The organism is Sinosporangium siamense (assembly GCF_016863435.1).
In the GTDB taxonomy this organism is placed as follows: Bacteria; Actinomycetota; Actinomycetes; order Streptosporangiales; family Streptosporangiaceae; genus Sinosporangium; species Sinosporangium siamense.
Map to the genome: position 1 here is coordinate 1 of NZ_BOOW01000043.1, position 22,507 is coordinate 22,507.

Sequence of the window (22,507 nt, forward strand, 5' to 3'; positions counted from 1 at the left end):
TTCACCGTTTCCCCGATCCTAGAGGATCCGTTCTCCGGGGCGTTCCCTTCGTTCTGCTGTTGTGTCTCTATTCTTTCCGCTTTCCGCTCCGGCGTCAAATCCGCTCGTTTCCGGCGGTTTTCCACTCTCGGAGGAGAATTTGGAAGGAATTTCGACTGCCCTGTCTCCAGAGCAACCCCTTCAACCTATCAGCCCCCCGCACCGCTTGCGAACCGATGCTGAAGAGCGAGAAGCCAAAAGGATTACCAACTATGGGGCAGCACAAACCGCACTTAAGTCACCTTAGTGATGGGAGTGGGGTTTGCCGCACCTCGTCGGCTCGACAAGGTTAGCAGCCCCCCCGACCGACTGTGACACGTTCAATGTACGCACACGCTGCCCCTTCCCTACCCACGCGTCGGCGGGAACCGGCATGTCACCACAAGAGCGGATGGCCTCTCCTCTCGTCGCCACGAGCGCACACTGGGCGGACGAGGCACGCAACCCCCGGAAGGCAGGCCGAGGTCCCGTCTCGTGCCGAAAGACCTCTCCCCCGCAGTAGGCGAAATCAGCCCCACGCTTTGATCGTCTGCCGGAATGCCCACCGCCCCCGCAGCCGCGGCGGTGCGACAGGCCATGCCGGCCAACGACGCGAGCCGATAGGCGGGCCGGTCCACTGTGGCGGGCACTCCCGACCTTTGGAGAAGGCCCGGCCGTACACCCATGTGCACCGTTCAGAAGAAGACCACCGAGCGGTCGTTCATGCGGCGCATGAAGAACCACCACAGCGCCCCCTGAGCGAGCAGGACTGCGGGCAGGGCGAAGGTGAGCATGTCCTGCACGAGCGTCAACGAGTTCTCCCCCGCGAGGCTCGCCTGCGCCAACGGTGAGAGCCTGAGGCCGGTCAGCAGCACGAGGCCGGTCAGCGGCACCCCTGTCAGCAGCAGCGCCGCCCGGGGCCGCCGCCCGACCACCGCTTGCGCCATGAGCAGGGCCGACATACCCGCGAACTGGAGGGCGATCGACCATATGGCCATGCCGTCCGTGCGCATCGGAGCCTGGGTGGCCACGCCGAGCAGAACGACCGACACATATGCCGCCGCCGCCGGCCCGGCCCACCGCCGTACCAGCTCCATCGGCCTTCCGGCGAGGTCGAGCGGCAGGCGGGCGGCCTGGAAGGCCGCTCCGTGCAGAGCGGTCAGCAGCACCACCGCGAACGCCCACGGCACCGCATACCAGGCGAGGTACGGCTGAGCCACGCTGTGGTCCGCCTGGCCGGTCAGCAGGTTGCCGAACAGGAGTCCGGTCGCGGCGGCGAGTCCCGCCCCGGAGAGCATCAGCGTCCTGTCCCACCAGCGTCGCCACCATGCCGCCTCGATTCGGCTGCGCAGCCAGATCGCGCCGTCTCTGGCCAGCCACGCCGCGACGAGCACGACCAGAATGGGGAACTGGCTTTTGAAGATCGAGCTCTCCATCGGCGGGAAGACGGCGAGCAGCGCCGCCGCCGTGACCACGAGCCAGACCTCGCCGGCGAGGAAGAACGGCCCGAACGAGGTCATGGTCGCGCGCCTGGCGCGTTCTCCCGGGCCGAGGCGCCCATGGAGGAGAGCGGAGCCGGTGACGAACCCGTCCAGCGCCATATAGGCGGCCGGGAAGAGCGCGGTGATCATGTACCACTGGGCGGCCATCGTTCACCCCTTCCTGTCACAGGCTCGTGGGGGCCGGGGCCGGGGTGGGCAGCGGCGTCCCGAAGGTGTTGTCCTCGGGACCGCGCCGGGCATATCTGGCCAGGAGCCACCAGTCCAGCAGCGCCAGCGTGACCAGCAGGGTGGTGAACGCCGTGAAGGAGGTCGCCACCGTCAAGGGCGGCATATCGGAGACCGCCTTGGAAGTGAGGAGTTGCCCGTACACCGTCCATGGCTGGCGGCCGACCTCCCTGATAAGCCAGCCCACCACAACCATGGCGAACGGCACGGGGATCGCGGCTACCAGGAGATACAGCGGCAGACGCAACCGGATCACCCAGCCTTTGATAAGCAGGACCAGCCCGGCCGTGGACACCAGTACAAGGGCGAAACCCACGCCCTGCATCGCCTGGAAGAGCGACGCCAGCCAGTCGGGGGCCATGTAGTCCGCAGGGCCGAGCTGTGCGGAGAGTCGTTCGCGGATCGCCGCCGCCCGGGGGAGATCGCCGGCGAGCAGAGCCAGTTTGAGGGGCTGGGTCTCCTCGATCACGACGATCTGCATCATGCCGAAGTGAACCGTCGAGAACGCGCCCACGGGGAGCACGGCGAGTGCGAGCCGCAACGATTTGCCGAACAGTTCGGTCTCGGTGGTGCGTTTGATGAAGTGGTAGGCGCTGATGCCGGCCACGAAGACGGCGCCGAGGGTTATCGCGGCCGAGACGACGTGAGCGACGGGGTCCCACAGGTGGGGGTTGCTCAGCAGCAGGCCGAAGTCCGTGAGATGTGCTCTGCCGCCGCGCATTTCGAACCCGACGGGGTTCTGCAGGAAGGCGTTGGCCACGAGGACCCACAGCACCGAGGCGTACGCCGTCAGCGCGACCAGCCAGATCAAGGTCAGATGCGTCTTCTTACCGAGCGTGCCCCAGCCGAAGATCCACATACCGAGCAGCGTGACCTCCAGCACGAAGGCGACAAGTGTTTCCAGCGCGAGTGCCGGTCCGAACAGGTCGCCGAATCGGGTGGTGAGTCCGCTCCAGTTCAGTCCGAACTGGAACTCCATGACGATGCCCGTGATCAGTCCCAGGCCGTAGTTCACGACATAAAGGCGGCCCCAGAATTTCACCGCGCGTTCGTAGACGCTCTTTCCTGTGACCGTCCACGCCGTCTGCGCGACGGCCAGGAAGAGGACAAGGCCCAGCGTCAGCGACACGAAGAGAAAATGAACGGACGCCGTCACCGAAAACTGAAGCCGAGCGAAAAAGACTGCGTCCACGATTTCCTCGATGCGATTTGCGGAACGGATATGGTGCTCCGAATCCTGATGCCTCGCCGAGCCGGTGTCGTCAAACGAGGAGTGTGGTCGCGCCTACCGCAGTTGCCGTACCGGCATACGCCGTCCGGGCCATCGGGTCGCACCGGCACACCCCCGGCAACCCGTCGTCCCCCACACCCCCGGGCCGCGCTCCCGCACGTGGGTTCCGCCCAAAGCCCGGGAATTGCAGGTATGCGGTATCGCCTGCCGGCTGCCCTCTCCCGGTGCACGCGGGTTTCACACACCAAAGGGGCCAGGTCAAGTCAGGTCATAGACTCGGCTGGTGAGCAGCGATATGCCACCCGTGGCCAAGAAGGTTGTCAGCGAGCGGACCCACCACGGCGACACCGTGGTCGACGACTACGCCTGGCTGACGAACAAAGACGATCCCGAGACGATCGTCTATCTGGAGGCGGAGAACGCCTACACCGAGAAAGCGACGGCCCATCTCGCCGAGCTCCGCGAAGCGGTGTTTCAGGAGATCAAAGGACGGACCCTGGAGACGGATCTGTCGGTGCCGACCCGTAAGGGCGCGTGGTGGTACTACTCGCGCACCGAGGAGGGCAAGCAGTACGGGATCCAGTGCCGTGTCCCCGCGGCAGGCGAGGACCCGCCCCTGATCAAAGAAGGTACGCCCCCGGCGGACGAGCGGGTGATTCTGGACGGGAACGAGCTGGCCGGGGACAGCGAGTTCTTCTCGATGGGCACGAGCGCGATCAGCCCCGACGGGCGCCGCCTGGCCTACTCCACGGACTTAAAGGGCGACGAGCGTTTCACGCTGCGTTTCAAGGATCTGGAGTCCGGCGAGACGCTCGCGGACGAGATCCCCGGGGTGTTCTACGGCGGGACGTGGTCGGCCGACGGGTCGGTGTTCTTCTATACGGTCGTCGACGAGACGTGGCGGCCGTACCGCCTTTTCCGGCATGAGATCGGCACGTCCGCCGAGCAGGATGTGCTGGTCTTCGAGGAGAACGACGAGCGGTTCTGGGTCGGGATCGGCCTGACGCGCAGTGAGCGTTTCCTGGTGTTGTCGGCGGGCAGCAAGATCACGAGTGAGGTGCGGCTGCTCGACGCGGCCGACCCCCGGGGCGAGTTCAAGATCGTGCGGCCTCGCCGTACGGGCGTGGAATACGACGTGGACCACACCGGCGACCGGTTGCTCGTGCTCCACAACGACGGGGCGGAGAACTTCGAGCTGGCGAGCGCGCCGATCGACGATCCCGGCACGTGGACGCCGCTGATCGCGCACCGGGAGGACACCCGGCTGGTCGACGCGAGCGCGTTCGAGAGCCATTTCGTGGTGGCGTTCCGCAGGGAGGGCCTGACCGGGATCCGGGTGGTGCCGAACGAGGGCGAGGCTTATGAGATCGCCTTCCCCGAGCCCATCTACACGGCGTTTCCCGCGGGCAATCCGGAGTTCCGCACCAAGCGCCTGCGGCTGAGCTACACCTCGATGGTGACGCCGCCGTCGGTCTACGACTACGAGCTGGCGACGCACGAGTTGATCCTGCTGAAGCGCCGCCCGGTGCTCGGCGGTTATGAGCCTTCCGACTATGAGCAGTTCCGCGAGTGGGCGACGGCGGAGGACGGCACCCGGGTGCCGATCTCGATCGTGCGGAAGAAGGGTACGGCGAAGCCGGCGCCGACTCTTCTCTACGGTTACGGAAGTTACGAGTCGGCGATCGACCCGGGCTTCTCGGTGGCGCGGTTGTCGTTGCTGGACCGTGGGTTTGTGTTCGCGGTCGCGCATGTCAGGGGCGGCGGGGAGATGGGCCGCCGCTGGTACGACGAGGGCAAGCTGCTCAAGAAGAAGAACACGTTCACCGATTTCGTGGCGTGCGCCCGGCATCTGCGGGAGGCGGGGTGGTCCGCAGAGATCGTGGCGCGGGGCGGCTCGGCCGGTGGCCTGCTGATGGGCGCGGTGGCGAATCTCGCGCCGGAGATGTTCACGGGAATCGTGGCCGAAGTGCCGTTCGTGGACGCGCTCAACACGATTCTCGACCCTTCGTTGCCTCTGACGGTGATCGAGTGGGACGAGTGGGGCAATCCGCTGGAGCACAAGGACGCCTACGACTACATCAAGTCCTACACGCCCTATGAGAACGTGGACGGCCGGCACTATCCCCCGACTCTCGCCCTCAGCAGCTTGAACGACACTCGGGTGCTCTACCACGAGCCCACCAAGTGGATCGCACGGCTGCGGGACACCGCGAAGGGCGGCCCCTTCCTCCTCAAGACCGAGATGGGTGCCGGTCACGGCGGGCGGAGCGGCCGTTACGACGCCTGGCACGAGGAGGCGTTCACCCTTTCGTGGATCATCGACCAGGTTCGGTGACCCATCGGCGCTCGAAGGCTCGTGGCCCCCGGAGTTTCCGGGGGCCACGAGCCATCAGAGGGCTACTAGAGGGCTCGTGTCGAGGGCCTCTTGCTAATAGGAGTGCCGCTAAAGGGCCTCGTGCCGCTGCAGGTAGGTGAACGCCGCCCAGCCGGGCAGGACGGGCAGCCAGAAGGTGAGAAGCCGGAACAGCAGCACCGCGGACGTGGCGACCTCGCTGGGCAACCCTGAGAGGGTGAGGCCGAGGATCAGCGACGCCTCCACCGCGCCCAGACCGCCGGGGGTGGGGGCGGCGGAGCCGATGGCGTTGCCGGCGAGGAAGACGACGGCGACCGCCGCGTAGTTGAGCTCGCCGCCGAAGGCACGCACGGAGGCGTCGAGGCAGGCGACGAAGGCCAGAGTCAGCAGCAGCGTGCCGGACGACGCCTGAAGGATCTTGCGCGGCGACTGGAGCACGTCCAGAAGCCGGGGCACGACACCGGAGAACAGCGAGCGTGTGCGTTTGACGACGATGCGGCGGATCGGGGCGATGCCGAGGACCGCGAGCACGAGCAGCGCCAGACCCAGCAGGGCGACGAGAAGCCCGCGTGAAGGGGTGAAGGAGGGCGCGGTGCTGGATCCGGTGACATAGGCGAAGAACAGCAGCAGCAGGACGTGGAAGACGAGCCCGATGAGCTGGGACGCGCCGACGCTGGCGACGGCCTGGCCGGGCGGGATGCCGCGCTTCTGGAGAAAGCGGGTGTTGATCGCAACGCCGCCCACCACAGCGGGGGCCACCAGCTTTACGAAGGATCCGGCGAACTGGGCGAGCACCGTACGGCCCAGTGGCAGTTTCTCCGGCACGAAGCCCATGAGCATGAGGGCGGCCGCGAGGTAGGTGGTGGCGGCGGCGGCCAGGGCGGCGCCGGTCCAGCCCCAGTGGGCCTTGGCGACGATGTCGGCGGGGTTGACCCGGCCGAGCCCGGTGAGCAGGAAGTAGGCGGCGAGAGCGCCGCCGATGATGGCGAAGAGGGCGCTTGGCCGGAATCGTTCCAGCTGTACTTCCTCGACCTCGACCTCAGGCTCCAGCCTGACGATCTGGTCGCGGATGGCCGACAGCAGGTCCTTGTGCTTGGCCAGGGCTGAGCGGGTCTCCCGGGTGAGCGCGATGCGCTGGAGGAGCGGGAGGGCGGCGGCGAGGGCGTTGGGCCCGAGGACTTCCGCGGCGGCGCGCACCGAACGTTCGGCTCCTACGCGGAGTGCCAGATAGGTCAGGAGCTGGGCGAGGTCGAGCCGGAGGAGGAGGTCTCCGGCGGCGATCTCGCCGCTGCGCGCGTCCATGAGCACGACCTGACGGGAGGCGTCGAGGTGGATGCTGTCGCCGGTCAGGCGTCGGTGGGCGAGCCGCTTGGCCTGGAGCAGCTGGATCTGGCGCCAGATGCGGGACAGCAGTTCGTCGTCGATCTCCTCGTCCGGCACGTCCTCAAGGGCTGTGGTCGGAATGTGCTCGTAGGCGAGGAGAGCGGCGTCGGTGCCGATCTCGCTGGTGCCGATGAGGGACGGAGTGCTGACGCCGGCGGCCTGGGCGGCATAGGCCATCAGCGCTTCACGTTCGAGTTCGGCGCGAAGCGAGCGGATAGCGCGTCTGCGGGTCTCGGTGTGGAGCCGCAGCCGACGCCATAAACGGTAAAGCAGCCCGGCCACCTGTCGATCGCGATCGAGCACGGTGACGTCGAGGCGGTGTCCGTCGGCGAGGCCGACGGCGTAGCGGCGGCTGCCCTGGGCGTCGTCTTCGATGCGGCGGGCCTTGACGGGCGATTGGCCGAGGCGGCGCAGGGCGGCGACCACGGCGCTGCCGGGAGGCCGGGTGTTGGGGCTGCCGACGCTGTAGAGCGTGGCGTAGCCGACCGCCATGCCGAGCAGGATGGTGACGACGGCCCCGGGCAGGGTGATCGAGGTGCCGGTGTAGAGCGCGAAGATGTTGAGCGCGACAGCCGTCCACATGACGGCCCGCCACGTGGGTCTTCGCGAGATGCGCACGGCTGTGACGTAGGCGATGACGGAGGTCAGCAGGGCGCTGACCGGTTCGACGTCGTGCCGGCCGCCGGTGAGCAGCTGTCTTATGTCCTCGGGGCCGGTGCTGATCAGCCATTCGCTGAGGAAGAACGAGACGACCATGCCCATGATCGCCGCTATTAGCCCCTCGGCGACCCGCAGGCCGTCGCGGTGCAGGACACGTTCCACCGCGAAGGCGACGGGGATCGCGAGCACCAGCGCGCCACCGAGGAAGGTGGAGACGGTGATCAGGAGGTCGGGCGCCCGTTTGGCCCCTTCCTCGACGTCGGCTTCGAGACCGTTGAGGGTCTGCTTGGCGACGAGCGCCAGCAGCACCACCGCGATCAGGCCGAGCAGGGTCGCGAGGAACCGGAGCGCGTCCGAGGGGCGGCGGAGGCGCTGCGGCAGCAGCGGCTCGACCACCAGGACCACGGCGTCCGGTGACGCTCCCGCGGGGGACACGGCAGGCGCGGGCGCCCCCAACTGGGACGCCCTTGAGGTCGGTTTTTCCGGAGGTGTCGCGGAAGCCGCTGACTTTTCAGGCGATTCGGGCGTTTCCGAGGTTCCCGGCACATCGGCCCCGCCAGGCGAATCGGCGTTGCCGGAAGCATCGGCCCCACCAGGCGACTCCGGCGTTTCCGGGGTTCCCGGCACATCGGACGCGCTGGACGCATCGGAACCGCCGGGCGCGGCGTCAGACCCACCAGACGGGCCGGACTCACGAGGCACATCAGACCCACCAGGCGAATCAGACCCACCAGACGAGCCGGACTCACGAGGCACATCAGACCCACCAGGCGAATCAGACCCACCGGACGGGGTGTCAGACCCGCCAGGCGCATCAGATCCGTGCTGAGGGTGCCCGTGCTGAGGGTGTGCGGCATCGCCGGAGGACCCTCCCCCAGAGAGATCCCCCGTTGGCCCCCCAGCCCCGTCTCGTTCCCTTATGTCCGTCACCGCCAGCGATTCTGCACCCTTCCGAAGGATTTCGCCGCTCGGAATCGCGCACCTCCCCTACCGGTATCCCCCCATCGCACCTGCCGTGATCTTTCCCAAAGCGACCACAAACCCTGCCACGTACGGATCACCGGCGCATGACAGTCTTCCCGGCTCGCCGCGGAATGCACACGAGGAGGTGATGAACCTCTCATGGCACGCCGCAAACATTGCCGGGCGGGCGGGACGGAGCCACGACTGACAAGCTGATCACGTCTACGGGGGGAAGTCCGATGCGCTGTCACTTGATCGCCCGCCTGTTCGCCGCTGCCGTCGCGGTGACTCCACTCTGCCCAACCACGCCCGCGATCGCGGGTGATCCAATGCATATTTTGGAACAGGCCGTATCGGGCGCGGCCGTGTCCACTCATCTCTCGGCGCTTCAGACCATCGCCGATGCCCATGGAGGCAATCGTGCGGCCGGCCTGCCCGGTTATGGCGCTTCAGTTGACTATGTCGCTGGATTGTTGAGTAAAGCCGGATACAAGATCACTATCCAGCCCTTCATGTTCAACTTTTACCGTGAGCTGGCGAAGCCAACCCTCGAACGCGTCGGCGGCACGCCGTACTCCCCGGCGGATATCACCACGATCGAGCGCTCAGGGTCGGGAGACGTGACCGCCCGGGTGCAGGCGGTGGATGTGAAGATCCCGCCGGGTGACCGCCCCAACACCTCTACCAGCGGGTGCGAAGTGGCGGATTTCCGGGGATTTGTCCCAGGCAATGTGGCGCTTATGCAGCGCGGCACCTGCCAGTTCACCACCAAGGTCGCCAACGCGACCGCCGCCGGGGCGGCCGCGGTGATCATCTTTAACGAGGGGCAACCCGGCAGGACGGCACCACTTCTCGGCGAGATCGAAAACCCGGTCCGAATCCCGGTCATCGCCACGTCATCCGCCATAGGCGAGAATCTGGCCACAAATCCGGTCACCGTACGCGTCACGACACGGGTGGAAAGCGAACCCCGCCTCACGCACAACCTCTTCGCCCAGACCCCGCACGGCTCGACCGACGACGTGGTGATGATCGGCGCCCACCTGGACTCGGTGCAGGCGGGCCCCGGCATCAACGACAACGGTTCCGGAGTCGGCGCTCTGCTGGAGATCGCGCTCGCGATGATAGACAAACAACCTCGCCGCGCGGTGCGTTTTGCCTGGTGGGGAGCTGAAGAAGAGGGCCTGATCGGTTCGAAGCACTATGTGCGCAACCTGTCCCACGCCGAGCGCGAGAAGATCGCCCTGTATCTCAACTTCGACATGGTGGCCTCGCCCAACCACGTCTACGGCATCTACGACGGCGACGACTCCGACGGCGTCGGCGCCGGCCCCGGTCCTGCGGGGTCGGCGGCGATCGAGCGGGAGTTCCAGCGGTTCTACGAGAGGCGTGGCCTGCCGTACACCGGGATGGATTTCACCGGCAGGTCCGACTACGGCCCGTTCATCGACCACGGGATCCCGGCAGGGGGTTTGTTCACCGGGGCTGAGGCGCCCAAGACGGCCCTGGAGGCGGCGAGGTTCGGGGGTACGGCAGGGCAGGCGCTGGACCGGTGTTATCACCGGGTGTGTGATGACCTGGCCAATGTCGGCGCCACAGCGCTCGACGTCAACACCGACGCCATCGCCTCGGTGACCGCCGCCTTGGCCTGGCAGGTCTCCCGCGACGACTGATTCGTGGCGATATGAACATGATTCGTGGCGATATGCACGGATTAACGTAATCTTGGCGCCATGTCGGATGAACTACGGGTACTCGGGGCCTGTCCTCTGGATTGTCCGGACACGTGTTCGTGGGTGGTGACCGTCCGGGACGGCAGCGCGGTGAAGCTGCGCGGCAACCCCGAGCACCCGTTCACGCGTGGCGCCCTTTGTGTGAAGGTGAACCGCTATCTGGAGCATGCGGCAGCCGGCGATCGCATCCTGCATCCGCTCCGCCGTACAGGCCGGAAGGGTGAGGGGCGGTTTGAGCGGATCTCGTGGGACGAGGCGCTCGACGAGATCGCCGGCAGGTTGGCCGACATCGTCGCGACCCACGGCGGCGAGGCGATCTGGCCCTATCAGGGCACCGGGACCCTGGGATTCATCCAGGGCGAGGAGGGCAGGGCCGGTCGCCGCTTCTGGAACGTTCTAGGGGCCTCCGAGCACGACCTGAACATCTGCTCGCGGGCCGGCAACATCGGGTTGCGCTATACGCAGGGTTCGCCGGGCGGCATGGACACCGAGGACTTCGCGTTGTCGAAGTTGATCCTGCTCTGGGGCACGAACACGCTGACCAGCGGCCACCACCTGTGGAAGTTCATCCAGGAGGGCCGGGCCAACGGCGCCTATGTGGTGGCGATCGACCCGATTCGCACGCGTACGGCGGACCAGGCCGACGAGCACCTGCCGATCCGGCCGGGCACCGACGCGGCCCTCGCCCTCGGCCTGCTGCACGTGGTCGTGTCGGAGGGCGCGGAGGACCGGGAGTTCCTGGCGAATCACACGCTGGGCTGGGATGAGTTCCGCGCCGAGATCATGAAATATCCCCCGGCGACGGTGGCGGAGATCACTGGTCTGTCCGAAGAGTCCATCGTGGCGCTCGGCCGCCGCCTCGCCCACACCCGCCCCACCGCGATCCGCGCGACCATGGGCATCCAGCGCCACGCCGGTGGCGGCACCGCTATGCGCACGATCTCCTGCATTCCCGGCGTCACCGGCGACTGGCGCCATCCCGGCGGAGGGGTCTCCTACTCCACCAGCGCCCACTACGGCCTGCGCCCGGACACCCGCGACGACCTCCTGCCGCACCCGGTCAGATCGCTCACCATGACCCGGCTCGCCGAAGGGCTCGAAGACATCGAGAACCCGGTCAAATGCCTATGGGTCTACGCGGCCAACCCGATGGGCAGCACATCCGACCAGAACCGCATCCGCCGCGGCCTGCTCCGCGACGACCTGTTCACCGTGGTGATGGAGCAGTTCCCCACCGACACCGTGGATTACGCCGACATCGTGCTGCCCGCCACCATGCAGATCGAACACGCCGACCTGCACATCGGATACGGCCATATGTACCTCGTGTGGAACGAACCGGCGGTCGCCCCGCCCGGCGAGTGCCTGTCCACCACCGAGACCTTCCGCCGCATCGCCCGCCATATGGGCCTGACCGAGCCGTCGCTCTACGACTCCGACCTGGAGCTCGCCGAGCAGCTCCTGTCCTCCGGACATCCCGCGCTGGAGGGCATCACCCTCGACCGGCTCCGCAAGGAGGGCTGGGTCCGGCTCAACTACCCCAAACCCTTCCTCCCGTACGCCGAAGGCTTCCCGACCCCGAGCGGCAAGTTGGAGTTCGTCTCGGAAAGGGCCGTCGCCGATGGCCTCGACCGGGTCGCCGGCTATGTGCCCTCCCGCACGGCACGTCAAAAGCGGCGCAAGCCGTACCCGCTTACCTTGATCACCCCCGCCTCGCACACCTTCCTCAACACCGTGTTCGGCAACAACCCCGAACTTCTGCGCCGCGCCAAGAACCCCCGTGTGCTCATCAGCGCCGAGGACGCCGAACGGCGGGAGCTCGTCGACGGCGCACGGGTGCGCGTCTTCAACGAACACGGCGAGTTCCACGCCGAGGTGGAGATCAGCGACCGGGTGCGGCGCGGCGTCGTGGCCTGTGAGAAGGGCCGGTGGCTCAAGCACACCATCGGCGGGGCGAACCCGAACGCGGTGGTCGAGGAGGGCGACGCGGACATGGGGCGCGGTCCTCTCTATCACGACAACCACGTGGAGATCGCCGCCGTCTAGAGAGTCACGCCCGCGTCCCGGTCTGGCAGAGGCGGGACGCGGGCGCGCTCACTGCCCATGACTCAGGCTGCCCATGACTGAGGCCGCCTATGTCTCAGGCTGCCTGCGAGGTCATCCGACTTCGACGTCGACGCAGTTGTAGAAGGCGTTCGCGGTGTCCGCGATGTTCCACACGGCGAGGATCTTGTGGCGTCCGCCGGGCAGACCGCTGAGCTGGTGGGAGATGTTCGACGGAGGCTGGCTGTTGTTCTGGCTGAAGGTCCTGAACAACTCACCGTCGACGTAGTACTCCCAGGTGCTGGTGCGGTGCGGCGCGGTCAGGCGCCACTGGAAGGTGACGTCGCTGGAGACCGAGTTCACCGGCCAGTTCTTGCTGTCGTTGTCCAACACGCGGAAGCCACCGCCACCGCTGCATAGGTGTGAACCCTTCGGGGCCTCGACGCTCTGCGGCTCGTACTCGACTCCGCCGCAGCCGCCGACCAGCCGCTTGGCGCACATGTCCTGACGGCTGGGGGGTGAGGTGATCCAGCCGTGTGCACTGGCCGGGCTCGCCGGGCTGAGAACCACGGCGAGGGGGGCGGCCAGTGAGAGGGTGACGATGCCTCGCACCCATGTCTTGAAACTCATTCGGGCTCCTTTCGGCCAACGTGCCTGGGGGGTGGCACATGGTGACTGGCACCAGGCATGTGGGGAGGTACCGGACAGCGCGCCAGCCCGGACGCGCCATTACCAGAGTAAAGGACAGCCCATCTATCCGTTAAGGTTCTTGTCAGATGAACCTGAAACTTTTTCGCGACCGCATACGCGGGAGCCTCCTGACGACAGGTGGGGGAACAATCAGGGTTCATCCCCGATAGCCGCAAGGGCCGCGGAGACGCATGCTGGAGTCATGAAAGAACTGACCCGACGTGACGAGTTCTCTCTCGCAGGCGCGGCGCTGCGGGGTGCTCCTTGGAAGACCGCCGCCATCTCCGGCATGGCTGGCGCCGCGGCGAGCTACGGCCTCGGCGTGATCCTGCCCGGCCCTGCCAACCTCGATTGGGCGCTCACCCTCGGAGTCGCGCTGTTCACCCTCGTCGCCACCGTCGGCGCCGTCGCCCGGCCCAACGTGAGCGACCGCGTCACCCGGCAGGCCCGGCTCTGGTCCCTGCGGCACCCGTGGCGATTCGCCCTCTACCCCGGCATCGGGGCCGCCGTCCTAATGTATCCCGTCAATCTGATCGTCGACCGCGACGGCATGTTCGCCTCGGCGTTCGACTCCCTGTGGAGCGGCGCGATCGTCTATGTGATCGCCGGCCTGCTGACCACGATGATGCGCGGCAAGGCGCGGCAGTAGGCGGGTCGGCCGCCGGCAGGGATCGGCGGCCGACATATGTCAGCCGGTGACCGCCCGCTCGGCCTCGTTGCTGCATATGCAGAACTCGTTCCCCTCCGGGTCGAGCAAGGTCATCCACCCCTTCCCGCCCTCCGCCGCACGGTGATCTTCGTACGGCACAGCTCCGAGCTTCACCAGCCGCTCCACCTCGGCGTCCCGGCTGCCACCCGGAGCGGCCTCCACGTCGAAGTGGAGACGATTTTTGACCGACTTCCCCTCAGGCACACGGAGAAACAAGACGTCGGGCTGCCCTGGGGCACCCGGCGCCTGGAGCATCACCTGGTCGTCACCCGCCTGTGCCCCCTCCTCCACCGCCCAGCCCGTAGCGCCGGCCCACCAGTGAGCAAGCTCATACGGATCGGCGGCGTCGACGGTCACACATGCGAACCGAATCATGCCGCCAGCCAATCCGGCACCGGCAAAAGCGTCAAGCAGGCCGGCGTCAAGCAGCGCCACGCAGGTCAGTGGCCGCCGCCCGCGAGGTTGAGGCCCACCACACCCGCGAGGATGGCGAGGATCGAAATGACCTTCATGGTCGACACGCTGTCGCCGAGTAGCAGAATGCCCACGGTCGCCGTGCCCACCGCGCCGATGCCGGTCCAGACGGCATATGCCGTGCCGACCTCCAGGGACTTCAGCGCGAACGCCAGCAGGCCGAAGCTGAGCACGGCGAACACCAAGAAGCTGAGGCTCCACCACAGATCCGAGAAACCATCGCTCATCTTGAGCGAGTAGGCCATCGCCACCTCGAACAGGCCGGCGAGCACAAGAATCACCCACGCCATGTCGTCCCCCACGAGACATCGACTTCTTCACCGAAGTGCGTCGTCTTCGCTTTCCGGGTACGGCGCGTCTCGTCCGGGGGAGACCAGTAGGCCTCTCCTGTCAACGGAGGCTAACACACACGCCCTCACCCGACTTACCGGGTCACATCCCACCAAAGGGTGACAATGCTTCGCCGTACCGAAGGGTCGACGCCGAGGTTCCGGGCGATCTCGGCCACCTCTCCGGCCATGGAGGGCGGCAGGCAGAGGCGGCGGCAGGCGCTTGCCGCCAGCTCCTCATAAGACGAGTACATGGGTTCCGCCATCACGTCGGGTTCCACGTGCACGTCGTGGCCCAGGGCAGCGATCACCTCCGCCACGTCCCTATAGGTGGGCGTCGTAGGCCTGGACAGGCCGTGGAAGTGTTCCCACAGTGGGCTGAGCCAGCTCAGGGGGTGTCGTTCCGGGACCTCCACGACAACCCGCCGCCGGGCGTGCGTATGCAAAGCGGTCAGGAACGGCACCAGGTCCGGCACGTTGAACACGACGTGGGAGCAGATCACCACATCCGCGGCAGGCGCACCGGGGGCGACGTCGGGCCAGCGACCCTCCAGCACGCGGGCGGAGGGGCAGCGCGCGCTGAGTTCGGCGAGCATCGCGGGGGATTCGTCGACCGCTGTGAGGCGGGCGTCCGCGGCGGGGAGCAGGGGGAGGCTCGCGGCGCCGGTGCCGGCGCCGACGTCGAGCACGGTCCCGCCGGCGGGGAGGGCTTCCGCGGCGCGGCGGTGCGTGTGGCCGGGGATGGGGGTGCGCAGGAGGGTGTCGGTGCGGCCGGCGAAGCGGGCGGGGGTGTGGGTCCAGGGATTGGCAGGGGCTTGGGCCGTGATGTGAGGGGGTATGGCCCAGGCTTCCAGGGCTTGACGCCAGCGTTGAGCGAGTTCCGCGATCGTGTCGATGCCCACTTCTGACCCCCTCGGCGCTTCCTTAACTTCCGTGAGCGTACGACCCCCTATGTGTGGGCGACAGCATGCATGGAGTGGTTACTAGCGGGTAGCATTCCTAGTAGAGTTACTGGCCAGTACGTATCTCGAAGTACCCCCGGTTCAAGGAGCGGACAGCCATGGGCCACTACAAGAGCAATGTGCGCGACCTGGAGTTCAACCTCTTCGAGGTGCTCGGACGACAGGAAATTCTGGGCACCGGGCCGTTCGCCGATCTGGACGAGGATACGGCGAGGAGCATCCTCCACGAGGTGAACCGCCTAGCGACGGGCGTGCTCGCCGAATCCTTCGAGGAGGGGGACCGCACTCCCCCCGTCTACGACCCGGCGGCCCGCACCGTGACGATGCCGGAAGGCGTCAAGCGTTCCTTCCGCGCGCTGGTCGACAACGGCTGGTCCCACCTCGACCTGCCGGCCGACCTGGGCGGCGCGGGAGTGCCGAGGAGCATGGCGTGGGCGGTCGCGGAGATGGTGCTCGGCGCCAACCCCGGTGTCTACATGTACTCCGGAGGCCCGAACTTCGCCTACACGATGTGGAAGATCGGCACGCCCGAGCAGAAGCGCTTCGCCGAGCTCGCCATCGAGCGCAGCTGGGGCGCGACGATGGTGCTGACCGAGCCGGACGCGGGCTCGGACGTGGGCGCCGGCCGCGCGAAGGCGGTGGAGCAGCCCGACGGAAGCTGGCACATCGAGGGTGTGAAGCGCTTCATCACGAGCGCCGAGCACGATATGACGGAGAACATCTTCCACCTGGTGCTGGCCCGCCCTGAGGGCGCGGGTGTGGGCACCAAGGGCCTGTCGATGTTCCTCGTGCCGAAATACCACGTCGACCTCGAGAGCGGCGAGCTGGGCGCGCGCAACGGCGTCTACGTCACCAACGTCGAGAAGAAGATGGGCCTCAAGGTCTCCACGACCTGTGAGCTGACCTTCGGCGACGGCGAGCCGGCGGTCGGGTGGCTCATCGGCGGGGTGCACGAGGGCATCAAGCAGATGTTCATGATCATCGAGCACGCCCGGATGATGGTCGGCACCAAGGCCATCGCGACACTGTCGACGGGCTACTTGAACGCCCTCGAATACGCCAAGTCGCGTGTCCAGGGCGCGGACCTGACCCAGATGATGGACAAGTCCGCCCCGCGGGTGACCATCACCCACCACCCGGACGTGCGCCGCGAGCTCATGCTCCAGAAGGCGTACGCCGAAGGCATGCGGGCGCTGGTCCTCTACACGGCGAGCTTCCAGGACGCGGTGCTGGTCGCCGAGAGCGAGGGCCGCCGGGACCACGACGCCGAGGCGCTCAACGACCTGCTGCTGCCGCTCGTCAAGGGCGTCGGCTCGGAGCGGTCTTATGAGCTGCTGTCGCGCTCCCTGCAGACGCTCGGCGGTTCGGGATACCTGCAGGACTACCCGATCGAGCAGTACATCCGGGACGCGAAGATCGACTCTCTCTACGAGGGCACGACCGCGATCCAGGGCCTCGACCTGTTCTTCAGGAAGATCCTCCGCAACCAGGGCGCCGCGATCGGCGCGCTGCTGGCCGAGATCAAGGCATTCGCCGCCTCCGACGCCGGCAACGGCCGCCTGAAGGAGGAGCGGGTGCTCCTCAACGAGGCGGCCGACGACATCAGGGCCATGGGCGACACCATGGCCGGATGGGCGCTCGGGTCCCTGGAGAACCCGAAGGAGGTCTACAAGGTCGGGCTGAACACGACCAGGCTGCTCCTCGGCCTCGGCGACCTCGTGATCGGCTGGCTGCTGCTGCGCCAGGCCGAGGTGGCGCTGACCGCTTTGAGCGAGTCCGAGGAGGACCGCGCCTTCTACACGGGCAAGGTGGCCGGTGCGTCGTTCTTCGCCAAGACGGTGCTCCCCCGCCTCGCCGCCGAGCGGCGGATCCTGGCCTCCACCGGCCTGGAGCTGATGGAGCTGCCGGAGGAGTCCTTCTAAGGCGAACGACCGCCCGTCACCCTGCCGCGAGCGGGGGGGACGGGCGGTCGTGTGTTCAGCCCTGCCAGGTGTATTGAATGGCGGACCGGCCCGCGAGGATCGGGTTGATGTGCTCGGTGATCACCGCTTGGTGCGCAGGGTGGTTGCGGTAGGTGAGAAAGTCCTCCGCCGAGTCGAAGTCCGCCACGAGCGCGAAGTCCACCGTGCCCGGGCTGACCCCCGCGTCCTTCCCCATCACATAACTCTTGATCTGCGGAATGATCCCCGGCAGCTCGCCGAGTTTCGCCGCGACGGTTGCCCGCTGCTCCTCCGTGGCGTCCTCGGACCAGGTGAACAGCACGACGTGGCGCAACATCTCTCCCCTTCCCTTGGGCCGGACGGCCCCGCCACGAGAGTACGGCGTCGGCCTCGCGCGACACGGCCGGGACCGGCCAAGCCGGCCCCAGCCGTACCCCACCGGAGGATCAGCTCCAGGCGAGCATGCGGAGGGGGTCCTCCAGCATCGCCCCGACGTCGCGGAGCATCTTGGAGCCGAGCTCGCCGTCGACGATCCTGTGGTCGAAGGAGAGCGCGAGGGTGCACACCTTGCGCGGCACGATCTGCCCGTCCACGACCCACGGCAGGTCGCGGATCTGGCCGAAGGCCAGGATCGCCGACTCACCGGGGTTGAGGATCGGGGTGCCCGCGTCGACGCCGAAAACGCCGACGTTGGTGATGGTGATCGTGCCGCCCGCCATCTCGGCCGGCTGGGTGCGGCCCGACCGCGCGGTGTCCACGAGCCCGCCGAGGGCGGCGGCGAGCTCGGGGAGGGGCAGGGCGTGCGCGTTCTTGACGTTCGGCACGATCAGCCCGCGCGGGGTCGCGGCGGCGATGCCCAGGTTCACGTAGTGCTTGACGACGATCTCCTGGTTCGCCTCGTCCCAGGCGGAGTTGACCATTGGGTAGCGCCGTGCCGCGATAAGCACCGCCTTGGCCACGAGCAGCAGCGGCGACACCTTGACGCCGGCGAAGTCGGGCAGCGTGCGCAGCCGCTTGACCGCCTCCATCGTCTCGGTGACGTCGACCTGCAGGAACTCGGTGACGTGCGGCGCGGTGAAGGCCGAGGCCACCATGGCCTGCGCCGTCGCCCTGCGCACACCCTTGACCGGGACGCGCTCCTCGCCACCGGACGGTACGGCTGCCGCCCGCGTGACCTCCGCGGGCACGGCCGCCGTCTCGGCGACGGCGTGCACGTCGTCCCGCGTGATCGAGCCGTGCGGGCCGGTGCCGGGGACGGTGGCGAGGTCGACGCCGAGGTCCTTGGCGAGCTTGCGCACGGGTGGCTTGGCGAGCACCGCGACCGAGGTGGGGACCTGCCGTACGGCGGGAGCCGGAGCAGGAGCCTGGGCCGGGGCGGCATTGGGCGCCGGAGCCGGAGCCGGGGCGCTCTTGAGTGCGGGGGCCGGGCCGCCCTTGCGCGGGCGGCGCTTGGACGACGACGGCATGACGCCGTAGCCGACGAGGACGGGGGTGCGCTTCTCCTCCGCCGGGGGCTCGGGGATCGACGGCACCATGTCCTCGGCGAGGGCCTGGCCGGCTTCCGCCGTACCGCCCGCCGACAGAGCAGGCTCGCCCGGCTCGTCGGTGTCGACGGCGATGATCGGCACGCCCACGTCCATGGTGCGGCCCTCTTCGCCCATCAGCTCGGCCACGACCCCCTCGAAGGGGCTCGGCAGCTCGACCACGGCCTTGGCGGTCTCGATCTCCACGATCGTCTGGTTGATCTTGACCGTGTCGCCGACCTTGACGTGCCAGCGGACGATCTCGGCCTCGGTCAGGCCCTCACCGACGTCGGGGAGCTTGAACTCGCGTCGCATCGAGAACCCCTCTCTCAGTAACCGAAGGCGCGGTCGACGGCGTCGAGCACACGGTCGAGGTCGGGGAGGTAGTGCTCCTCCAGCCGCGAGGGCGGGTAGGGCGTAGAGAAGCCGCCGACGCGCAGCACCGGGGCCTCCAGGTGGTAGAAGCACTGCTCGGTGATGCGGGCGGCGAGCTCGCCGCCGAGGCCGCTGTAGACGGGGGCCTCGTGCACGATGACGCAGCGCCCGGTGCGCCGCACCGACTCGATCACCAGCGGCAGGTCGACGGGGTTGAGGGAACGCAGGTCGATCACCTCGACGTCGCGGCCCTCCTCCGCCGCGGCGCCCGCGGCCAAGAGGGCGGTCTTCACCATGGGCCCCCAGGCGAGCATGGTGAGGTCGGCGCCGGGTTTGGCGATCCTCGCCGCGTCGAACGGGTGCCAGGTGGCGGCCGGGGAGGTGTCGACGTCGGCCTTGTCCCAGTAGCGGCGCTTCGGCTCGAAGAAGATGACCGGGTCGTCGCTCCGGACGGCCTGCTGGATCATGGTGTAGGCGTCGACGGGGTTGGAGCAGGCGACGACGCGCAGACCGGCGGTGTGGGTGAAGTATGCCTCGGGGGACTCGCTGTGGTGCTCCACGGCGCCGATGCCGCCGCCGCAGGGGATGCGCACGACGACGGGGAGTTTCAGTTTGCCGAGGGAACGCAGCGGCATCTTGGCGAGCTGGGTGATGATCTGGTCGGCGGCGGGGAAGACGAACCCGTCGAACTGGATCTCGCACACCGGCCGGTAACCCCTGATGGCCAGGCCGATCGCGGTGCCGATGATGCCGGACTCCGCGAGCGGGGTGTCGATGACGCGGTCCTCGCCGAAGTCCTTCTGCAAGCCGTCGGTCACCCGGAACACGCCGCCGAGTTTGCCGATGTCCTCGCCCATGATGAGGACCTTGGGGTCGTCCTCCATGGCCTTGCGCAGCCCCATGTTGAGGGCCTTGGCCAGCGTCAGCGTCGTCATCGCGCACCCTCCTCAAAGGAGTTGAGGTAGGCGGCGAACTGCTCGCGCTCCTCGGCCAGCAGAGCGTGAGGCTCGTTGTAGACGTGGTCGAAAATGGCCAGCGGCTGTGGATCGGGCATCGCGAGACAACGCCGCCGCAGGTCGCGGCCCAGCTCGTCGGCCTCGGCGTCGATCTCCGCGAAGTATGCCTGGTCGGCGATGCCGTTCTTGGAGAGATAGGCCTTGACCCGCTCGATCGGGTCCTTCAGCTTCCAGGATTCCAGCTCGTCGGCCACGCGGTAGCGGGTGGGATCGTCGGAGGTGGTGTGGGCGCCCATCCGGTAGGTGAACGCCTCGATCATCGACGGCCCCTGCCCGGAACGCGCGTCGGCCAGGGCTTTGCGGGTCACCGCGAGACAGGCCAGCACGTCGTTTCCGTCGACGCGCACCCCGGGAAAACCGAAGCCCGCGGCGCGGCGGTAAAGCGGAATGCGGGTCTGCTTCTCAAGCGGTTCCGAGATGGCCCACTGGTTGTTCTGGCAGAAGAAAACGACGGGGGCGTTGAAAACGCTGGCCCAGATGAACGCCTCGTTGACGTCGCCCTGCGAGGTCGCGCCGTCACCGAAATAGGCGATCGCGGCGGACTCGGCGCCGTCGCGCTGAATGCCCATCGCATAGCCGACGGCGTGCAGGGTCTGGCTGCCGATGACAATGGTGTAGAGGTGGAAATTGTGCTCGACCGGGTCCCAGCCGCCGTGATTCACTCCGCGGAACATCCCGAGTAGTTGCACCGGGTCGACTTTCCTGCACCAGGCGACCCCGTGCTCGCGGTAGGTCGGGAACGCCATGTCGGCGTCGGTCAGAGCGCGTCCGGACCCGACCTGGGCGGCCTCCTGGCCGAGCAGGGAGGCCCAGAGGCCGAGCTCGCCCTGGCGCTGGAGCGCCACGGCCTCGAGGTCGACGCGCCGCACGAGGACGAGGTCCCGGTAGAGACCCTTCAGCTCCTCATCCGACAGGTCGATGTCGTAATCGGGATGCTCGACCCTTTCCCCTTCGGGGGTGAGCAACTGGACGAGCTCCGGCGGGGATTGATCCCCAAGAGAGACGTCGGCTGTCACGTGCCACTCCTGTGCTTTCCGGGCCACGGCGGTGGGATCGCCACTGCACGTCGGCCTGCTTTGACGCGCCTAGCCCCGGTTTGTAGTGGAGCCAGGCGCTTTGCGACCCATCGTGGCAGACGCCACGCCACTGGGCGCAAGCCCCATTCGCTTGTGCTCCGCACTCCCGGTCTGGCGCGTCACCTGCCAGGACGTCGTTGCCGACGCCGCTGCGGCCACTGCCCGGCCGGCCCCGACGACTGTGGTCGACCCCTGTTTTCCAGTCCTATCAGGCCCTCCGTTCGCATAGGTCGTCAGGCGGGACAACGGTCCGGCCAGATCTTCGTCACGTCCGACAATGGACTTTCCTGCCCCGTGGATCACGACGAGACACCCATGGACCGCGACAAACCACCCCGTGGCCCGGCGGAGGGCACGCGGCCAGGGCCGTTAGGCTGTACGCGCCCCGACCACCCCCGCCACACACAGGAGGACGACCCATGGCGCGCGTCATCGTGGACGTCATGCTCAAGCCCGAGATCCTCGACCCGCAGGGCCAGGCCATCGCCCGCGCGCTGCCTCGTCTGGGCTTCGCCGGCGTCACTGCCGTACGGCAGGGCAAACGTTTTGAAGTCGACCTCGAAGGCCCCGCCGACGAGGCCGCGCTCGCCGAGGTGCGCAAGATGGCCGAGACCCTGCTCGCCAACCCGGTGATCGAGGACTTCACGCTTCGCGTAGCCGAATAGGCAAGGGTCCAACCCGTGGGGAAAACCTCGGCATATAGGCGTAAAGCCAGCTCAGAGCGTGTCACAATGCCACGGGTCGGCCAACAGTGAATAACAACAACGTGATTTCGCGGTTAGCCCTGATTCCACGGGGAAACCTTCCGACGAAGATGTTCAACGCCGGGGAGGGGTCCGGTGGACTTTGAGTTCTCGTTGGCACTACCACGGGATGCGGTGGGCATTCCGATGGTTCGCCGGGTCTTGAGCGACGCATTGCGTTCACTCGGCGTGACCGAGGACTGCATTGCCGACATCCTCCTCGCCGTCTCCGAAGCCTGCGCCAACGCCGTCCGCCACGGCGGCCCCGCCTCCCGTTACGAGGTCGTCGCCGCGATCGGCCACGGCCGCTGCGACGTGCGGGTCATCGACGGCGGCGCCGGGCTGATCCGCATGCCCGAGCACTATCCGCCGTGCGACACCGAAAACGGCAGGGGCCTGCTGATCATGCAGTCGGTCGTCGACGACATCTCCTTCGACATCGCCCCGGGCCTCGGCACCACGGTCCGGCTCCTCAAACACCTCGACTGGTCCGACAAGGCCGCCCACCTCCACTCCCGGAGCCGCGTCCTCGCCTCGGTCTGACCGGACGCTCCACTCG

At 67.7% G+C, this 22,507-nt stretch carries 18 protein-coding genes and 1 riboswitch; of the genes, 7 read left to right on the plus strand and 11 right to left on the minus strand.

Annotated elements, in window-relative coordinates; translation table 11 throughout:
• Positions 1–713: 713 nt before the first annotated feature.
• Together Ssi02_RS31610 and Ssi02_RS31615 are read right to left on the minus strand one after the other, a co-directional pair.
• Positions 714–1,667, minus strand: a complete 954-nt coding sequence (locus tag Ssi02_RS31610) for a cytochrome d ubiquinol oxidase subunit II (protein ID WP_204031241.1) — start codon at positions 1,665–1,667, stop codon at positions 714–716.
• Positions 1,668–1,683: 16 nt separating this feature from the next.
• Positions 1,684–2,937, minus strand: coding sequence for a cytochrome ubiquinol oxidase subunit I (locus Ssi02_RS31615; RefSeq protein WP_204031242.1), 1,254 nt, complete (start codon positions 2,935–2,937; stop codon positions 1,684–1,686).
• Between the two features lie 334 nt (positions 2,938–3,271).
• Here Ssi02_RS31615 and Ssi02_RS31620 point away from each other — a divergent pair, with 334 nt between their 5' ends.
• Positions 3,272–5,311 (plus strand): S9 family peptidase, encoded by a 2,040-nt coding sequence (locus Ssi02_RS31620; protein WP_239130182.1) that lies wholly within the window; start codon positions 3,272–3,274, stop codon positions 5,309–5,311.
• Positions 5,312–5,419: 108 nt separating this feature from the next.
• Here Ssi02_RS31620 and Ssi02_RS31625 read toward each other — a convergent pair whose 3' ends face one another.
• Positions 5,420–7,828 (minus strand): lysylphosphatidylglycerol synthase transmembrane domain-containing protein, encoded by a 2,409-nt coding sequence (locus tag Ssi02_RS31625; RefSeq protein WP_239130152.1) that lies wholly within the window; start codon positions 7,826–7,828, stop codon positions 5,420–5,422.
• 1,019 nt (positions 7,829–8,847) lie between these two features.
• Here Ssi02_RS31625 and Ssi02_RS31630 point away from each other — a divergent pair.
• On the plus strand, positions 8,848–10,008 hold the full coding sequence (locus Ssi02_RS31630) for a M28 family metallopeptidase (RefSeq protein WP_204031244.1): 1,161 nt from the start codon (positions 8,848–8,850) through the stop codon (positions 10,006–10,008).
• Positions 10,009–10,068: 60 nt separating this feature from the next.
• Positions 10,069–12,114: a molybdopterin-containing oxidoreductase family protein gene (locus Ssi02_RS31635; protein WP_204031245.1), complete on the plus strand. Its 2,046-nt coding sequence runs from the start codon at positions 10,069–10,071 to the stop codon at positions 12,112–12,114.
• Between the two features lie 111 nt (positions 12,115–12,225).
• On the opposite strand, the gene Ssi02_RS31640 is transcribed toward Ssi02_RS31635, so the two are convergent.
• Positions 12,226–12,741: a lytic polysaccharide monooxygenase auxiliary activity family 9 protein gene (locus Ssi02_RS31640; RefSeq protein ID WP_204031246.1), complete on the minus strand. Its 516-nt coding sequence runs from the start codon at positions 12,739–12,741 to the stop codon at positions 12,226–12,228.
• Between the two features lie 262 nt (positions 12,742–13,003).
• Here Ssi02_RS31640 and Ssi02_RS31645 point away from each other — a divergent pair, with 262 nt between their 5' ends.
• A complete protein-coding gene (locus Ssi02_RS31645; protein ID WP_204031247.1) occupies positions 13,004–13,450 on the plus strand; it encodes a hypothetical protein in 447 nt (148 codons plus the stop codon).
• Between the two features lie 39 nt (positions 13,451–13,489).
• Here Ssi02_RS31645 and Ssi02_RS31650 read toward each other — a convergent pair whose 3' ends face one another.
• From Ssi02_RS31650 to Ssi02_RS31660, 3 genes are all read right to left on the minus strand, one after another.
• The gene (locus tag Ssi02_RS31650; protein WP_204031248.1) at positions 13,490–13,885 is read right to left on the minus strand and encodes a VOC family protein; all 396 of its coding nucleotides are present in this window, start codon (positions 13,883–13,885) and stop codon (positions 13,490–13,492) included.
• Between the two features lie 65 nt (positions 13,886–13,950).
• Entirely contained in the window at positions 13,951–14,286 is a 336-nt protein-coding gene (locus Ssi02_RS31655) for a DMT family transporter (RefSeq protein ID WP_373870224.1), read from the minus strand.
• Positions 14,287–14,308: 22 nt separating this feature from the next.
• Positions 14,309–14,372: riboswitch (guanidine-III (ykkC-III) riboswitch) on the minus strand.
• Between the two features lie 36 nt (positions 14,373–14,408).
• Positions 14,409–15,215, minus strand: coding sequence for a class I SAM-dependent methyltransferase (locus Ssi02_RS31660; protein ID WP_239130154.1), 807 nt, complete (start codon positions 15,213–15,215; stop codon positions 14,409–14,411).
• Between the two features lie 158 nt (positions 15,216–15,373).
• On the opposite strand from Ssi02_RS31660, the gene Ssi02_RS31665 reads away from it, so the two are divergent.
• Positions 15,374–17,197 (plus strand): acyl-CoA dehydrogenase, encoded by a 1,824-nt coding sequence (locus tag Ssi02_RS31665; protein ID WP_204031249.1) that lies wholly within the window; start codon positions 15,374–15,376, stop codon positions 17,195–17,197.
• Positions 17,198–17,252: 55 nt separating this feature from the next.
• Here the strand turns inward: Ssi02_RS31665 and Ssi02_RS31670 are convergent, their stop codons facing one another.
• From Ssi02_RS31670 to pdhA, 4 genes are all read right to left on the minus strand, one after another.
• Positions 17,253–17,552: a Dabb family protein gene (locus Ssi02_RS31670; protein ID WP_204031250.1), complete on the minus strand. Its 300-nt coding sequence runs from the start codon at positions 17,550–17,552 to the stop codon at positions 17,253–17,255.
• A 109-nt stretch (positions 17,553–17,661) separates the two neighbouring features.
• Positions 17,662–19,053, minus strand: a complete 1,392-nt coding sequence (locus Ssi02_RS31675) for a dihydrolipoamide acetyltransferase family protein (RefSeq protein ID WP_204031251.1) — start codon at positions 19,051–19,053, stop codon at positions 17,662–17,664.
• Positions 19,054–19,067: 14 nt separating this feature from the next.
• Positions 19,068–20,048: an alpha-ketoacid dehydrogenase subunit beta gene (locus tag Ssi02_RS31680; protein ID WP_204031252.1), complete on the minus strand. Its 981-nt coding sequence runs from the start codon at positions 20,046–20,048 to the stop codon at positions 19,068–19,070.
• Entirely contained in the window at positions 20,045–21,145 is a 1,101-nt protein-coding gene (gene pdhA / locus Ssi02_RS31685) for a pyruvate dehydrogenase (acetyl-transferring) E1 component subunit alpha (protein ID WP_204031253.1), read from the minus strand. The genes Ssi02_RS31680 and pdhA overlap by 4 nt, the downstream gene beginning before the upstream one ends.
• Positions 21,146–21,624: 479 nt before the next feature.
• Here pdhA and purS point away from each other — a divergent pair, with 479 nt between their 5' ends.
• Together purS and Ssi02_RS31695 are read left to right on the plus strand one after the other, a co-directional pair.
• Positions 21,625–21,870 carry a phosphoribosylformylglycinamidine synthase subunit PurS gene (purS, locus tag Ssi02_RS31690; RefSeq protein WP_204031254.1) on the plus strand — a complete coding sequence of 82 codons (246 nt, stop codon included), beginning with the start codon at positions 21,625–21,627 and terminating at the stop codon, positions 21,868–21,870.
• A gap of 225 nt (positions 21,871–22,095) precedes the next feature.
• Complete coding sequence (locus Ssi02_RS31695) at positions 22,096–22,491, plus strand: ATP-binding protein (protein WP_204031333.1); 396 nt, start codon at positions 22,096–22,098, stop codon at positions 22,489–22,491.
• The last annotated feature ends 16 nt before the right edge of the window (positions 22,492–22,507 follow it).

What these genes read in the sequence shown, in the direction of transcription:
- purS (WP_204031254.1), top strand. Translation starts at nt 21,625, where the DNA reads ATGGCGCGCGTCATCGTGGACGTCATGCTCAAGCCCGAGATCCTCGAC.
- Ssi02_RS31650 (WP_204031248.1), bottom strand. Translation starts at nt 13,885, where the DNA reads ATGATTCGGTTCGCATGTGTGACCGTCGACGCCGCCGATCCGTATGAG.
- Ssi02_RS31635 (WP_204031245.1), top strand. Translation starts at nt 10,069, where the DNA reads ATGTCGGATGAACTACGGGTACTCGGGGCCTGTCCTCTGGATTGTCCG.
- Ssi02_RS31675 (WP_204031251.1), bottom strand. Translation starts at nt 19,053, where the DNA reads ATGCGACGCGAGTTCAAGCTCCCCGACGTCGGTGAGGGCCTGACCGAG.
- Ssi02_RS31680 (WP_204031252.1), bottom strand. Translation starts at nt 20,048, where the DNA reads ATGACGACGCTGACGCTGGCCAAGGCCCTCAACATGGGGCTGCGCAAG.
- Ssi02_RS31645 (WP_204031247.1), top strand. Translation starts at nt 13,004, where the DNA reads ATGAAAGAACTGACCCGACGTGACGAGTTCTCTCTCGCAGGCGCGGCG.
- Ssi02_RS31640 (WP_204031246.1), bottom strand. Translation starts at nt 12,741, where the DNA reads ATGAGTTTCAAGACATGGGTGCGAGGCATCGTCACCCTCTCACTGGCC.
- Ssi02_RS31620 (WP_239130182.1), top strand. Translation starts at nt 3,272, where the DNA reads ATGCCACCCGTGGCCAAGAAGGTTGTCAGCGAGCGGACCCACCACGGC.
- Ssi02_RS31630 (WP_204031244.1), top strand. Translation starts at nt 8,848, where the DNA reads ATGTTCAACTTTTACCGTGAGCTGGCGAAGCCAACCCTCGAACGCGTC.
- Ssi02_RS31695 (WP_204031333.1), top strand. Translation starts at nt 22,096, where the DNA reads ATGGTTCGCCGGGTCTTGAGCGACGCATTGCGTTCACTCGGCGTGACC.
- Ssi02_RS31670 (WP_204031250.1), bottom strand. Translation starts at nt 17,552, where the DNA reads ATGTTGCGCCACGTCGTGCTGTTCACCTGGTCCGAGGACGCCACGGAG.
- Ssi02_RS31610 (WP_204031241.1), bottom strand. Translation starts at nt 1,667, where the DNA reads ATGGCCGCCCAGTGGTACATGATCACCGCGCTCTTCCCGGCCGCCTAT.
- Ssi02_RS31665 (WP_204031249.1), top strand. Translation starts at nt 15,374, where the DNA reads ATGGGCCACTACAAGAGCAATGTGCGCGACCTGGAGTTCAACCTCTTC.